The following is a 14,688-nucleotide window of genomic DNA, read 5'->3' on the forward strand; positions in this document are numbered from 1 at the left end:
ACCCTATCTATTTGTGACGCGGTGCTGAATGCTTGTTCCCTTTCTGATCATGTTGCGCGAAGGCATTGAAGCCGCGCTGATCGTTGGCATCATTGCCAGTTACCTCAAGCAGACCGGCCGTGGCCAGTGGATGCCTGCCGTGTGGATCGGCGTATTCCTCGCCGCCGCCCTGGCCTTGCTGGTCGGTGGCGGTCTGGAACTGGTCAGCGCCGAATTCCCGCAGAAACAACAGGAACTGTTCGAGGGCGTGGTCGGTCTGGTGGCCGTCGGCATCCTCAGCTCCATGGTGTTCTGGATGCGCAAAGTCGCGCGTTCGATCAAGCATTCCCTGCATGAATCCCTGGATCACGCGCTGACCGGCTCGAAACACCAAGTCACCGCCCTGATCGCCATGGTGTTTTTCGCCGTCGCCCGCGAAGGGCTGGAAACGGTGTTCTTCCTGCTGGCGGTATTTCAACAGAGCGAAGGCCCGGGCGCGCCCATTGGTGCCCTGCTCGGCCTGATTCTGGCGATCGTCATCGGCTTCCTGATCTACAGCGGCAGCATGCGCCTGAACCTTGGGGCGTTCTTCCGCTGGACCGGCCTGTTCATCCTGGTGGTGGCCGCCGGCATCCTCGCCAACTCGGTGCAGGCCCTGCATGAGGCTGGCGTGTGGAACCACCTGCAAACCGTGCTCTTCGACTTCAGCGCCGCCCTGCCGATGGACAGCCCGCTGGGCTCGGTGCTGGCCGGCATGTTCGGCTACCAGGAAGCGCCGACGGTGAGCACGTTGGGCGCCTATCTGATCTATCTGGTTGTGGCGCTGGTGATGTTTTTCCTCCCCGGCCTCCGCAGTCGCCTCCGGTGGGAGCGAGCCTGCTCGCGATAATCGTCAACGATAACGCGGAATACCTGATGCACCGTGGTGACTGTGGCCCCATCGCGAACAGGCTCGCTCCCACAGATGACCGCATTCCCATGTCTGGGCGGTGATTTTTTGAATTTCAATCTGTAAGGGCCCTCATGCCAAACCAAGCCCCATCCCAAGCCTCCCCTCCCCGCGCCCTGCGCTGGGCGGTGGCCGGTTCGGTGATCGTGATGATCGCCGCCGGTGGCCTGTTTTATTACGCCTCGAAGATGGCCGCGGCCAAGCGTCAGGCCAACCATGACGAAGTGCTGGTGACCATCCACCCCCACAGTTGCGAGCCCAATGCCCTGACGGTACCGGCCGGTCGCGCCAGTTTCCGTATCGTCAACCGCTCGGACCGTGCCGTCGAATGGGAAATCCTCGACGGCGTGCTGGTGGTCGAGGAGCGCGAGAACATCGCCCCGGGCCTGAGCCAGGTGATCAACGCCAACCTGCTGCCCGGCGATTACGCGATTACTTGCGGCCTGCTGAGTAACCCGCGCGGCACCCTGCACGTGACGCCGACCGCCGCGTCCGATGCCGCCGCCAAGGCCAAGCCGTCGATGGTCGCATTCGTCGGGCCGTTGTCGGAGTTCCGCGTGTACCTGAGCAGCCAGGGCACGGCGCTGATCAAATCGGTGACTGCGCTGGAACAGGCCATCGAAGCCGGTGACCTGGCCCAGGCGCAGGCCCTTTACGTCCCGGCCCGCGTCGCCTATCAACGCCTGGCCCCAGCCGCGCAACGCCTGGCCGAACTCGACAACCGCATCAACGCCCGCGCCGACTATTTCGAAAAACGCGAGCAGGACCCAGGCTTCAGCGGCTTCCATCGCCTGGAATATGCGCTGTTCCAGCAACGCAACCTCGACGGCCTGACGCCCATCGCCCAGCAACTGCTGACCGACGTCACCACACTCAAGCAACAACTGCTGGCCCAGTCGCTGCCACCCGAGCAACTGGTGAGCATCCTGGTGCGCAATCTCAACAACCTCGGTGACGTGCGCGCCAGCAGCGGCGAAGAAGAACGCTACAGCCACACCGACCTCGCCGGTTTCGCCGGCAACCTCGACGCGGTGCGCAAGGTCGTCGACCTGCTGCGGCCGTTGCTGGGCAAATCCGCCGCCGACCTGCTGCCGCAGATAGACAACGCGCTGACCAGCCTCGATAGCGAACTCAATGGCCTGAAGGTCAAGGACGGCTACGCCAGTTACGACAGCGTCAGCAGCGAGCAACGCAAACAGATCGCCGACAAGGCCAAGGCACTGGCCCATGCACTCGACGCCATCGACCCCGCCCTCGGCCTTTCCGGCCTGTAGCAGAAGACTTGAAACAGATGAACGAACTGAACCTTCAACGTCGCCGAGTACTGATGGGCATGGGCGCCGCCGGTGTCGCCCTCGCAGGCTCGGCACTGAGTTGCCCGGCCATGGCCGCCAGCCCCGCGCAAGTCACCGAGGCGCCGAGCAGCGACCGCACCGAAGACCGCCACGATTTCCATGGCCTGCACCAGAGCGGCATCGTCACCCCGCGCCCGGCCGCCGGCATGCTGGTCGCGTTCGACGTGCTGGCCAGCGACCGTGACGACCTGGAGCGGCTGTTCCGCACCCTCAACGCGCGCATTGCCTTCCTGATGAAGGGTGGTCCGGTGGCCCAGGTCGACCCAAAACTGCCGCCGGTAGATTCCGGCATCCTCGGCCCGGTGGTGACCCCGGACAACCTGACCATCACCGTGTCGGTCGGCGACTCGCTGTTCGACGAGCGTTTCGGCCTGGCTGACGCCAAGCCCAAACGCTTGAGCCGCATGGTCGGCTTCCCCAATGACGCGCTGGAAGCCGATTGCTGCCATGGCGACCTGAGCCTGCAGTTCTGCGCCAACACCGCCGACACCAACATCCACGCCCTGCGCGACATCGTGAAAAACCTGCCGGACCTGCTGCTGGTGCGCTGGAAACAGGAAGGCAGCGTGCCGCCACAGGCCCCGGCGAAACCCGGTGTACCCGCGCAAAGCGCACGCAACTTCCTCGGTTTCCGCGACGGTTCGGCCAACCCGAACTCCAACGACGCCAAGACCATGGACCGCGTCGTCTGGCTGCAACCCGGCAGCGACGAGCCGTCCTGGGCCGCCCATGGCAGCTACCAGGCGGTGCGGATCATCCGCAACTTCGTCGAGCGCTGGGACCGCACGCCCTTGCAGGAACAGGAAAGCATCCTCGGCCGGGTCAAGAGCACCGGCGCGCCCATGGGGGGCGCCCATGAGACCGAAGTGCCGGACTACACCCGCGACCCCGAAGGCAAGCTGACCAAGCTCGACGCGCACATCCGCCTGGCCAACCCGCGCACCGCCGCGAGCCAAGCCAACCTGATCCTGCGCCGGCCGTTCAACTATTCCAACGGCGTGAACAAGAACGGCCAGCTGGACATGGGCCTGCTGTTCATCTGCTACCAGGCCGACCTGGAAAAAGGCTTCATCACCGTACAGACCCGACTCAACGGCGAGCCGCTGGAGGAATACCTCAAGCCAGTCGGCGGCGGGTACTTCTTCACCCTGCCGGGTGTCACGGGCGACCAGGACTTCATCGGTCGCTCGCTGCTGCAAGCCACACAACCAACAAAAACCGCCTGACACACAGTCCCCAACGGAGCCCGCTCATGAAAAAGTCGCCACTCGCTGTATTGCTGACCCTCGGTTTGCTCAACACCCCGTTCTCGGCTTTCGCGGCGACGGCGCCGCTGGAGCTGGTCGGGCCGATCTCGGACTACAAGATCTACGTCACCGAGCAACTGGACGAACTGGCCAGCCACACCCAACAATTCACCGACGCGGTGAAAAAGGGTGACCTGGCCACCGCACAGAAACTCTACGCGCCGACCCGCGTGTACTACGAGTCGATCGAGCCGATTGCCGAACTGTTCAGCGACCTCGACGCTTCCATTGACTCCCGCGTTGACGACCACGAGAAAGGCGTGAAGGCCGAAGACTTCACCGGTTTCCACCGCCTCGAGTATTCGTTGTTTTCCGAGAAGAGCACCAAAGGCCTGGGCGAGTTGGCCGACGGCCTGAACAAGGACGTCCTGGACCTGCAAACCCGCGTGGCCGGCCTGACCTTCCCGCCGGAGAAAGTGGTGGGTGGCGCCGCCGCACTGCTCGAAGAAGTGGCCGCGACCAAGATCTCCGGCGAGGAAGATCGCTACAGCCACACCGACCTGTATGACTTCCAGGGCAACATCGACGGCGCGAAGAAAATCGTCGACCTGTTCCGTCCGCAGATCGAGAAACAGGACCCCGCCTTCATCGCCAAGGTCGACAAGAACTTCGCCACGGTGAACAAGACCCTGGCCAAGTACAAGACCAAGGACGGGGGTTTCGAAACCTACGACAAGGTCAAGGAAAACGACCGCAAGGCGCTGGTCGGACCGGTCAATACCCTGGCGGAAGACTTGTCGACGTTGCGTGGGAAGTTGGGGTTGAACTGATTATCTAATCCAACCCAAACCCCTGTGGGAGCGAGCCTGCTCGCGAGGTTTTTCAGCAGCCACTGATTAACCTGACAGACCATCGCGAGCAGGCTCGCTCCCACAAAGGGTCAGGATCAAGCTTTTACAGAATGCGGTAAAGCAACCGCTCAATCCGCACCCGGCTCACCCGCTTGAGAAACTTGGCCACCCCGGCCGGGTACTCCGGCAAGGTCTCCAACGCCTGATAGCGCTCGATGCGCGTGGTGTGCTGGAAAATCTCCCCCAACTCCTTGCGGCGCGGCTCCAGCAATTCCCCTTTCGGGTCGTCGATCAGCAAGGCATTTTCCAGATCGAGGCGGAACGCCCTCGGGTTGAGGTTGTTGCCGGTCAGCAAGGTATAGCGCTGGTCGATCCACATGCCCTTGAGGTGATAGGTGTTATCGCCGTCCTTCCACAGGTGCAGGTTCAACTGCCCACTGTCGATGCTGCGATGGTGACGCTTGGCGAAACGCCGCAGGCTGATCTCGTACAGGTACGGCAGCGCCGCGATCACCTTGAACGGCTCGCTCGGCGGGATGTAGAAATCGTTGGCGGTCTTGTCGCCGACCACGATGTCGATCTTCACCCCCCGGGCCAGCGCCCGGTTGATTTCCCGGGTCACCGCCAGCGGCAGGTTGAAGTACGGCGTGCAGATGGTCAGTTGCCGCTGGGCGCTGGCGATCAGCTCGCAGATCACCCGGTTCAACGGGTTGTTCTTGCCCACGCCCAGTAGCGGGCTGACCGACAACTCGCCCTTTTCCGTGGTGCCCGCGGTGGTGTCGTACGTCGCGTGCTTGAGACGGCTGCGCAAATCGCCGATGTCGTTGCGCAGGCTGCGAGTGGTGGGCAGGTTCGGCAGGTCGAGGCGATGCACCGCCTTGGAGGCCACCAGGCCGTGCTTGACCAGGTGATGCATCGAATCGGCCAGGGCGCGGTTCTGCAGCAACTGATAGCGATCGTAGCGGTACTTGTCGAATTTGTGCAGGTACACGTTGTTCAGGCTGGCGCCGCTGTAGACCACGCAATCGTCGATCACGAAGCCCTTGAGGTGCAGCACCCCGAACAGCTCGCGGGTTTGCACCGGCACGCCGTAGATCGGCACCACGCTTTCGTGGGTGCGGGTCATTTCCTGGTACCAGGCCGAATTGCCCGGCTGCTTGCCGGCACCGATCAGGCCACGCTGGGCGCGCAGCCAGTCGACGACCACCACCACTTCCAGTTCCGGACGGGCCAGTTTGGCGGCGTGCAGGGCATCGAGGATTTCCTGGCCGGCTTCGTCCTGTTGCAGGTACAGCGCGACGATATAGATACGCTGGGTCGCGGCGGCGATTTTATCCAGCAGGCAACGACGGAACTCGGCCGCGCCGGACAGGAAGGTCACAGACTCGGCGGTCAGCGGGAAACTGCGCAGTTTGGGCAGCAGGGAGCGTTTGAAAAGCGACGGCATAGGACTCGCAATGGGTCGAATTCACAGAGGGGGTGAGCTTACACCATGGAGGGGCTGGGGTCTGCCCGATGTCGGTCTTGACCGCATCGCGAGCAGGCTCGCTCCCACAGGGGGCATGGGTGATTAATCTATTGTGTTCACACCGATCACTGTGGGAGCGAGCCTGCTCGCGATGAGGCCCTCCCAGACAAAACAAAAATAAAATTTGACCAAGGAGAACGATCGTTCTACTGTATCTCCCATGAACGAAATCACCAGCAACGACACACGCGACATCATCCTGGACGTCACCGAAAAGTTGATCTACAAAAGTGGCATCGCCGCCACTGGCATGGACCTTCTGGTGAAAACCGCCGGCGTCTCCAGGAAGAGCATCTACCGCTACTTCGCCAACAAGGAGGAGCTGGTCGTCGCCGCCCTGCAACGGCGCGACGAACGCTGGATGCTCTGGTACCGAACCGCTGTCGACCAGGCCCCGACCCCGGCCGAGCGCCTGCTCAACCTGTTTACCGTGCTAGGCAGCTGGTTCGCCTCCGAAGGCTTCCGCGGCTGCGCTTTCATCAACACCAGCGGCGAAACCGGCGACCCGCAAGACCCGGTGCGGCTGGTGGCCAAGGAACATAAACAGAAACTGCTCGACTACGTGTGCGAGCTGTGTACCGAACATGGCGCCACAGACCCGGAAACGCAGGCCAAAGAGCTGCTGATCTTGATCGACGGTGCCATTACCCTCGCGCTGGTCATGGGTGATCTCAGTGCCGCCGATAATGCGCAATGCATGGCGCGTAAGTTATTGGACCTGTAACACTTTCACCGAGCCCGACAACTTGCTTCAACTTACTTTGAATAAGGAGCACTGTTATGTCTAACGCTGAAGTTCGTCCGCCATTGCCGCCCTTCACCCGTGAATCGGCCATCGAAAAAATCCGCCTGGCCGAGGATGGCTGGAACTCCCGCGACCCGGCGCGTGTGTCCCTGGCTTACACCCTCGATACCAAGTGGCGTAACCGCGCGGAGTTCGCCAACAACCGCGAGGAAGCCAAGGCCTTCCTGACCCGCAAATGGGCCAAGGAACTGGACTATCGCCTGATCAAGGAACTCTGGGCTTTCACCGGCAACCGCATTGCCGTGCGCTACGCCTACGAATGGCACGATGATTCGGGCAACTGGTTCCGGTCCTACGGTAACGAGAACTGGGAATTCGACGAAAACGGCCTGATGGCCCACCGCTTCGCCTGCATCAACGACATGCCGATCAAGGAAAGCGAGCGCAAGTTCCACTGGCCGCTGGGGCGTCGCCCGGATGATCATCCGGGGCTATCCGAGCTCGGACTCTAAGCGACATAAACTGTGGGAGCGAGCCTGCTCGCGATGAGGGAGTGTCAGTCGCGAATATTGTGACTGACACTCCGCTATCGCGAGCAGGCTCGCTCCCACATTGATTGCTTTCGTGATCAAGCCACCTCAGCCTGCCTCACCTGCGCCTCCAACTCCCGCACCAACGGCAACACCCGCCGCCCGAAATACTCCACTTCTTCCTGGAAGTGCAGGAACCCCGCCAGCACCAGATCCACGCCCACCGCCTTCAACGCGACGATCCGCTCGGCAATCTGCTCGGGCGTGCCGATCAGGTTGGTCTTGAAGCCGTCGTTGTATTGCACCAGGTCCTCGAAAGTCGATTTCGCCCAGTTGCCCTCACCCTCCGGCGACGCCCTGCCCGCTTGCTTCGCCGCGTCACCAAAGGCGTTCACCGCTTCCGGGTCGGCCTGGTCGATGATTTGCGCGAGCACGGCGCGGGCTTCTTCCTCGGTGTCGCGGGCGATGATGAAAGCGTTCACGCCGATTTTCACCGAGTGCTGGTTCGCCGCGGCCTTGCTGCGAATATCGTCGACCTGGGCCTTGATGCCTTCCGGGGTGTTGCCGTTGGTGAAATACCAGTCCGACACGCGTGCCGCCATGTCCCGCGCCGCACGGGAGCTGCCGCCCTGGAAGATTTCCGGCGTACCCAGTGGCTTGGGCTTGAGGGTGTAGTTGTCGAAGCGATAGAAGTCACCGCGGAAGGTGAAGTTGTCCTGGCTCCAGATGCCCTTGAGCGAACGGATGAACTCTTCCGAGCGACGATAGCGCTCGTCGTGCTCCAGCCAGTGCTCGCCGATGGCCTGGAACTCGCCCTTGAACCAGCCGCTGACGATATTCACCGCGATGCGCCCGTTGGTCAGCTGGTCGATGGTCGCCAGTTGCTTGGCCGCCAGCGCCGGTTGCCAGGGGCCGGGCAGGATCGCTGCGATGACTTTCAGCGTGGTCGTTGCGCCCAGCAGCGCATGACTGAAGGCGACGGACTCGTGCTGGTATTCCGCACCATAGCCGGCGGTGAAGCGAATCTGCGTCAGGGCATAGTCAAACCCCGCCGCCTCGGCCAGTTGCGCCAGCTTGCGGTTGTAGTCGATGCCCCAGTGGGTCCGTTGCTCGATCTTGCTGACCACCAGCCCACCGCTGACGTTCGGCACCCAGTAGGCAAATTTGACGGCTTGCTGACTCATTGGCATGTCCTCGGGATGTTGGGGATGTGCCAAGAGATAGAGCAGCAAGTGTGCCATTGAGGATTGCACCTCCCTGTAGGAGCGAGCTTGCTCGCGATGGACGTCAACGATGACGCGGGGTGCCTGCGAGCCAGCGGTGTCTGATCCACCATCGCGAGCATGCTCGCTCCTACAGGGAGGGGCTGTGGTGTGTCAGGGCAAATTGTGTTGCGGCTGTTGGTGGAGCAACAGTTGGGGGCGTTTGCGGGGCTGCGAGCCCTGTAAACCCTGCCCCTCCCCACCCGGCATGGACCCTGCAATCCCCTCGGCATCCACTGCCGACCCAAGGAGCTGTCCCCATGACCGAACACCAGATCATCAACCCGCTGTCCACCGGCACCGACTACCCCACCCTCGCCGCACGCTTTCGCCCGATCTTCCAGCGCATCGCCGAGGGCGCGGTTGAACGTGAACACTCGCGCAGCCTGCCGTACGAGCCGATCCAGTGGCTCAAGCAGGCCGGGTTTGGCGCGGTGCGGGTGCCTGTGGAGTACGGCGGTGGCGGTGCATCGCTGCCGCAGTTGTTCGAGTTGCTGATCGAGCTGGCCGAAGCCGACTCCAACGTGCCGCAAGCCCTGCGCGGGCACTTCGCTTTTGCCGAAGACCGCCTCAACGCCACGCCCGGGCCGGCACGGGACCTGTGGTTCAAGCGCTTCGTCGACGGCGACATCGTCGGTTGCGCCTGGACCGAAATCGGCACCGTGGCCATCGGCGACGTGGTGACCAAGGTCTCGCCCCAGGGCGACGGCTGGCGTCTCAACGGCGAGAAGTTCTACAGCACCGGCAGCCTGTTTTCCGACTGGATCGACGTCTATGCCCAGCGCAGCGACACCGGTGGCGACGTGATCGCGGCGGTGCGCACCCGCCAGCCGGGGATCGTGCAGAGCGATGACTGGGACGGCTTCGGCCAGCGCACCACCGGCAGCGGCACGTCGCGCTTTGTCGATGCCGAGGTCGACGCGGACCACATCATCGACTTCGCCACACGCTTCAAATACCAGACGGCGTTCTACCAATTGGTGCTGCTCGCCACCCTGGCCGGCATCGGCCGCGCGGCGCTACGCGATGTGGCGCAGCAGGTCCGTGCACGCCAGCGCATCTACAGCCATGGCAACGCCCCGCGTGTCAGTGACGACGCGCAGATCCAGCAGGTGGTGGGTGAAGTGGCGGCGCTGGTCTATGCCGCCGAGGCCAGCGCCTTGAAGGCTGCACAGCCGGCGCAACGGGCATACCTGGCGCGGTTCTCGGGAGATGAGGCGCTGGAACGCGCGGCCAATGTCGACGCCGAAATCGAATCGGCGACTGCTCAGGTGGTGGTTTCGGAGTTGATCCAGCGGGCCACCAGCCAGTTGTTCAATGCGCTGGGGGCGTCGGATGTGCGCCAGGGCAAGGCCCTGGATCGGCATTGGCGCAATGCGCGCACGGTGTCGTCGCATAACCCGGTGATCTACAAGGCACGGATTGTCGGCGATTGGGCGATCAACGGCACCGAGCCGCCGTATGTGTGGCAGATTGGGAATGGGCCTGCCACAAACTGATAAAAACACACCCCCTGTAGGAGCGAGCTTGCTCGCGATGAGGCCATGCCAGCCACCATAGGTGTGAATGACACACCGCCATCGCGAGCAAGCTCGCTCCTACAGGGAAGGCATACAGGTCGCTGCAATCTTTGGATACAGGTAGACTATCGGCCCTTCCCCGCAGCCCCTTGCTGTACACCCTGCCGAATTAAGCCGATTCCATGCCTTTCGAACTCAGCGTTGACCTCACTACCCTGGCCATCCTGGCCCTCGTCGCTTTCATTGCCGGTTTCATCGACGCCATCGCCGGTGGTGGTGGCCTGTTGACCACGCCGGCATTGCTCACCGCCGGCCTGCCGCCGCACCTGGTGCTGGGCACCAACAAACTCAGTTCGACCTTTGGCTCGGCCACCGCCAGTTTCACCTTCTATCGGCGCAAGCTGTTCCATCCACGCCAGTGGATGCACGCCATCATCGGCACCCTGGTCGGGGCGCTGTCCGGCGCCATCGTCGCGCACTACCTGCCCGCCGAGTGGCTGAACAAGATGCTGCCTGTGATCGTCTTCGCCTGCGGCATCTACCTGTTGTTCGGTGGCACGCCCAAGGCGCCGCTGGACGCTGATGCGCCGATCAAGAAGAAGTGGCAATCGACCCAGGGCTTCACCCTCGGTTTCTACGACGGCGTGGCCGGGCCTGGCACCGGCGCGTTCTGGACCGTCAGCAGCATGCTCATGTACCCCATCGACCTGGTGAAGGCCAGTGGCGTGGCGCGCAGCATGAACTTCGTCAGCAACATTGCGGCGCTGTCGGTGTTCGTGTTTTCCGGGCAGGTGGACTGGATCATCGGCCTGTGCATGGGCCTGTCGGTGATGGTCGGGGCGTTCTTTGGCGCCCGCTCGGCCATCAGCGGCGGCGCCAAGTTCATTCGCCCGGTGTTCATCACCGTGGTGCTGGGTCTGACCGTGCGCCTAGCCTGGCAGCACTGGTTCAGCGTGGCCTAAGCGGCGCGCCACATAGACGTCGATCAGGTAACGGGCAATCGAGCGTGACGCCGGCAACGGCGGCAGCTCGTGCACGTTGAACCACTGGGCGTCTTCGATCTCGTCTTCCTGACAGACGATCTCGCCCCCGGCGTACTCGGCGTGAAAGCCGAGCATCATCGAATGCGGGAACGGCCAGCACTGGCTGCCCATGTATTGGATGTTCTTCACCTCGATGCGCACCTCTTCGCGCACCTCGCGAATCAGGCAGTCCTCAGCCGATTCGCCAGGTTCGGCAAAGCCTGCCAGCGTGCTGTAGACCCCGGTGACGAACCGTGGTGAACGGGCCAGCAGGATTTCATCGCCGCGGGTGATCAGCACGATCATGCTCGGCGAAATGCGCGGGTAATAACGCAGGTCGCAGGGCGCGCAGTACATGGCCCGCTCCAGGGTGACCTGTTGCGTGGGCTGCCCGCAATTGCCGCAAAAGCGGTGTTCACGGGCCCAGGTGCCAATCTGCGCGGCATAACCGAGCACTTTGTAGATCACGTGGTCGCCGTCGAGCATGAACGCACGCAGGCCCTTCCAGTTACAACCGGGCACATCGGCGGCGCTGCGCAGCTCCAGCAGGTACACCGGCTCGCCGTCGAGGTGGCCGATGCCATGCTCGGAAATGACCGACAATTCCTGGCGTTTGAGCCAATCACGGGGAAACAAGGCGCCATTGTCGTCGAACAGGAAGCCTTCGGGGCTGCGCGCAACGGCCCAGCCGCCCGCTTGATCGGTGTCCAGTACTGCGGTGGTCCAGCGTGAAATCATTGTCAATCAATCCAGAAATTCGGGTTTCTGTTTGCTCATGTGGGCGGCCATGGCCACGCGCAGGTCATTGGATTGCAGCATGGCGGCGTTCCACGTGGCGACGTATTCGAGGCCGTCGTCGATGCGATGATCGCGCATGTAGCTGATCATCTCCTTGGTGCCGGTGATGGCGATCGGCGACTTGCTGGCGATCTCGCGGGCGATGCCCATGACCCCATCGAGCAGGCTGGCGGCATCGCTGTAGACACGATTGACCAGGCCGATGCTGCGCGCTTCCTCGGCGCCGAACGAGCGCCCCGTGTACGCCAGCTCACGTAGCATGCCGTCCCCGACGATCCGCGGCAAGCGTTGCAGGGTGCCGACGTCGGCCGCCATGCCGATGTCGATTTCCTTGATCGAGAACTGCGCGTCCTCGGCGGCGTAACGCATGTCACAGGCGGCGATCAGGTCGATGGCCCCGCCCAGGCAGTAGCCCTGAATGGCGGCGAGCACCGGCTTGCGGCAGTTGTCGACGGCATTGAACGAGGCCTGCAACGCGAGGATCTTGCGGCGCAGCAGGCGCGCATTGCGGCCCACGTCCTTGCCCAATTCGTTGGCGACATTGGCCAGCATCATCAGGTCGATGCCGGAAGAAAAGTGTTTACCGGCACCGCTGAGCACCACCACCCGCACTTCGTCGGTGTCATCGACCCACTGGAAGATCTCGATGATTTCGCTCCAGAACGCCGCATTCATCGAATTGATCTTCTCCGGACGATTGATTTGCACGTGGGCAATGTTATCGGCCAGTTCGACGGTGAACGCGCTGTATTGGGACATGGCAGTGATCCTTTTTTACCGGGCAAAAATGAGGCCCGAACTATAACAAGGCAGGCCCGGTGACCGTCAGGCAGCGGTTCGGCCAAAAGCGGGACCCGTGCGCACCACCGCGGTGCAGGCACAGCTTACGGCCTTGCACATTGATGTGACGACCCGGTGACTTTTCAGGGCCTTTTTAGCGAAAAAAGTGCACTTCGTCGGAACATTTTCCGCGCTCTGCGGAACGTTCGTACCGCTTCGGACCGATTGTCGAACAATTTTGCTATCCGCACTTCACCGCTCTAAGTTCTGGCCTAGACTCATTTTCGCGAAGCAAAACCGGTCGGTCACAAAGCGCAAAAATAATCGAAACTTTTGCCATTTGTGGCCGGTCATCTGACAGGTAGGTGCGTTGCGACTGGTGCATTCCTTGCAGCGTCCATCCCAGCCAATCTGCTTGAACGCATGGCCAGCACTTGCTTGCCGATGCGTCGCGCGTTTGCGCCTGGCCACAGGATTTGGCCACGAAATACCGTTTGCCAGATTAGGAACAGATCAACAACACGGGAGATTCAGATGATTAGTGCGGCATTAGATATTCAGGGAGAGCGTGCTCATCAGCCGGTCGGGGAATCGAGCACTGTCAGCACTCCGAGTGCCCAGTCGATCAGCGTACCGGCCAACCGGCCAATGACGCCGGTGGCTCATCAGAATCCCAACAGAAAGCGCGTGTTGTTCGTGACCTCGGAAATCGCCGACCTGGTCAAGACCGGCGGCCTGGGTGACGTATCGGCGGCACTGCCCCGGGCGATGGCACACCTGCACGACGTGCGCGTGTTGATCCCCGGTTATCCGCAAGTGCTGCACAGCGAAAACCCGATTCACATCATTGGTGAGCTCGGCGGGCATGCCGCCTTGCCACCGTGCAAGATCGGGCGCATGGACATGCCCGACGGCCTGGTCATCTATGTATTGATCTGCCCTGAACTCTACGAGCGCGAAGGTTCGCCCTACGGCGCCAACAACGGCCGCGACTGGCCGGACAACCACATCCGCTTCGCCCGCCTGGGCCTGGCCGCCGCCGATATCGCCGCCAACCTGGCGCAGATTCACTGGTGCCCGGACCTGGTCCACGCCCACGACTGGCCCGCCGGCCTGGCGCCGGCCTACATGCACTGGCGCGGGCAGCGCACACCGACCCTGTTCACCATTCACAACCTCGCCTATCAGGGCGTGACCAGCCTGGGCTGCTGCCCGGAGCTGGGCATACCCGCCCATGCCCTGCAACAGGAAGGCATGGAGTTCTACGGCAAGATGTCGTTCCTCAAGGCCGGCATGGCCTATTCGAGCCACATCACCACGGTCAGCGCCACCTATGCCCAGGAAATCACCACCCCGGCGTTCGGTTGCGGCCTGGATGGCTTCCTCGCGTCCAAGACCCAGCAAGGCCTGCTCAGCGGTATTCCCAATGGCATCGACGAGAGCTGGGACGCCGCCACCGATGCGCACCTGTTCCGCCCGTTCGCCATTGGCGACTGGGAAGGCAAGGCGGTCAACGCCGCCCACGTGCGTGAGCTGTTCGGCCTGGCGGACTCCGAAGGCCCGCTGTTTGCCGTGGTGTCACGCCTGGTCTACCAGAAAGGCCTGGACCTGACCGAAGCGGTGTCTGAGTACATTGTCAAATCCGGCGGGCAGATCGCGATCATCGGTCGCGGCGAGCCGGAAGAAGAACAGTCGATGCGCGAACTGGCCCTGCGTTTCCCCGGGCAGATCGGCGTGCGCATTGGCTTCAACGAAACCGATGCGCGGCGCATGTTCGCCGGCAGTGACTTCCTGCTGATGCCGTCGCGTTACGAGCCTTGCGGCCTGAGCCAGATGTACGCCCAGCGCTTCGGTTCGTTGCCGGTGGCGCGCAATACCGGCGGCCTGGCCGACACCATCGAAAACGGCGTGACCGGTTTCCTGTTCGACGAATCCACCGTGGAAAGCTACCAGGAAGCCCTGAGCCGGGCCTTCAAGGTGTTCGAGTTCCCCGGCCTGCTCAACGCCATGCGCTGCCGCGCGATGGCCGCGCCATTCAACTGGTGCAAAGCCGTCGAACCCTATGCCGAACTCTATGAACAACTGGTCGCCAAGGCCTTGGGGAAAGCGCACAAACAATAAG

Annotated in this window: 13 protein-coding genes; 9 read left to right on the top strand and 4 right to left on the bottom strand. The window is 62.5% G+C overall.

Annotated features, from left to right (window positions below; genetic code table 11):
- Positions 1 to 28 precede the first annotated feature (28 nt).
- The 4 genes from efeU to efeO (ABVN20_RS25200) all read left to right on the top strand — a co-directional run bounded on the left by efeU (position 29) and on the right by efeO (ABVN20_RS25200) (position 4,360).
- Positions 29 to 868: an iron uptake transporter permease EfeU gene (efeU, locus tag ABVN20_RS25185; RefSeq protein WP_368558468.1), complete on the top strand. Its 840-nt coding sequence runs from the start codon at positions 29 to 31 to the stop codon at positions 866 to 868.
- Positions 869 to 1,002: 134 nt separating this feature from the next.
- Positions 1,003 to 2,202: an iron uptake system protein EfeO gene (gene efeO, locus ABVN20_RS25190; protein WP_368558469.1), complete on the top strand. Its 1,200-nt coding sequence runs from the start codon at positions 1,003 to 1,005 to the stop codon at positions 2,200 to 2,202.
- A 17-nt stretch (positions 2,203 to 2,219) separates the two neighbouring features.
- Complete coding sequence (gene efeB, locus ABVN20_RS25195; RefSeq protein ID WP_368558470.1) at positions 2,220 to 3,509, top strand: iron uptake transporter deferrochelatase/peroxidase subunit; 1,290 nt, start codon at positions 2,220 to 2,222, stop codon at positions 3,507 to 3,509.
- A gap of 26 nt (positions 3,510 to 3,535) precedes the next feature.
- Positions 3,536 to 4,360, top strand: coding sequence for an iron uptake system protein EfeO (gene efeO, locus ABVN20_RS25200; protein WP_368558471.1), 825 nt, complete (start codon positions 3,536 to 3,538; stop codon positions 4,358 to 4,360).
- A gap of 124 nt (positions 4,361 to 4,484) precedes the next feature.
- Here efeO (ABVN20_RS25200) and pssA read toward each other — a convergent pair whose 3' ends face one another.
- Positions 4,485 to 5,828, bottom strand: a complete 1,344-nt coding sequence (gene pssA, locus ABVN20_RS25205; protein ID WP_368558472.1) for a CDP-diacylglycerol--serine O-phosphatidyltransferase — start codon at positions 5,826 to 5,828, stop codon at positions 4,485 to 4,487.
- Between the two features lie 241 nt (positions 5,829 to 6,069).
- On the opposite strand from pssA, the gene ABVN20_RS25210 reads away from it, so the two are divergent.
- Positions 6,070 to 6,633, top strand: a complete 564-nt coding sequence (locus ABVN20_RS25210; RefSeq protein ID WP_368558473.1) for a TetR/AcrR family transcriptional regulator — start codon at positions 6,070 to 6,072, stop codon at positions 6,631 to 6,633.
- Between the two features lie 56 nt (positions 6,634 to 6,689).
- Positions 6,690 to 7,166, top strand: coding sequence for a DUF1348 family protein (locus ABVN20_RS25215; protein ID WP_368558475.1), 477 nt, complete (start codon positions 6,690 to 6,692; stop codon positions 7,164 to 7,166).
- A gap of 116 nt (positions 7,167 to 7,282) precedes the next feature.
- Here the strand turns inward: ABVN20_RS25215 and sfnG are convergent, their stop codons facing one another.
- On the bottom strand, positions 7,283 to 8,374 hold the full coding sequence (gene sfnG, locus ABVN20_RS25220) for a dimethylsulfone monooxygenase SfnG (protein ID WP_368558477.1): 1,092 nt from the start codon (positions 8,372 to 8,374) through the stop codon (positions 7,283 to 7,285).
- Positions 8,375 to 8,706: 332 nt separating this feature from the next.
- Between sfnG and ABVN20_RS25225 the strand changes: the two genes are divergently transcribed.
- Positions 8,707 to 9,945, top strand: a complete 1,239-nt coding sequence (locus ABVN20_RS25225; protein WP_368558478.1) for an acyl-CoA dehydrogenase family protein — start codon at positions 8,707 to 8,709, stop codon at positions 9,943 to 9,945.
- Between the two features lie 203 nt (positions 9,946 to 10,148).
- Positions 10,149 to 10,928, top strand: a complete 780-nt coding sequence (locus tag ABVN20_RS25230) for a TSUP family transporter (RefSeq protein WP_368558479.1) — start codon at positions 10,149 to 10,151, stop codon at positions 10,926 to 10,928.
- Here the strand turns inward: ABVN20_RS25230 and nudC are convergent.
- Positions 10,896 to 11,726 carry an NAD(+) diphosphatase gene (nudC, locus tag ABVN20_RS25235; protein ID WP_368558480.1) on the bottom strand — a complete coding sequence of 277 codons (831 nt, stop codon included), beginning with the start codon at positions 11,724 to 11,726 and terminating at the stop codon, positions 10,896 to 10,898. The two genes, ABVN20_RS25230 and nudC, sit on opposite strands and share 33 nt — an antisense overlap.
- Positions 11,727 to 11,732: 6 nt before the next feature.
- The gene (locus ABVN20_RS25240) at positions 11,733 to 12,545 is read right to left on the bottom strand and encodes a crotonase/enoyl-CoA hydratase family protein (RefSeq protein ID WP_368558481.1); all 813 of its coding nucleotides are present in this window, start codon (positions 12,543 to 12,545) and stop codon (positions 11,733 to 11,735) included.
- A 555-nt stretch (positions 12,546 to 13,100) separates the two neighbouring features.
- Between ABVN20_RS25240 and glgA the strand changes: the two genes are divergently transcribed.
- Complete coding sequence (gene glgA / locus ABVN20_RS25245; RefSeq protein WP_368558482.1) at positions 13,101 to 14,687, top strand: glycogen synthase GlgA; 1,587 nt, start codon at positions 13,101 to 13,103, stop codon at positions 14,685 to 14,687.
- Position 14,688 lies beyond the last annotated feature (1 nt).

Origin of the sequence: Pseudomonas sp. MYb118 (genome assembly GCF_040947875.1) — a bacterium.
In the GTDB taxonomy this organism is placed as follows: Bacteria; Pseudomonadota; Gammaproteobacteria; order Pseudomonadales; family Pseudomonadaceae; genus Aquipseudomonas.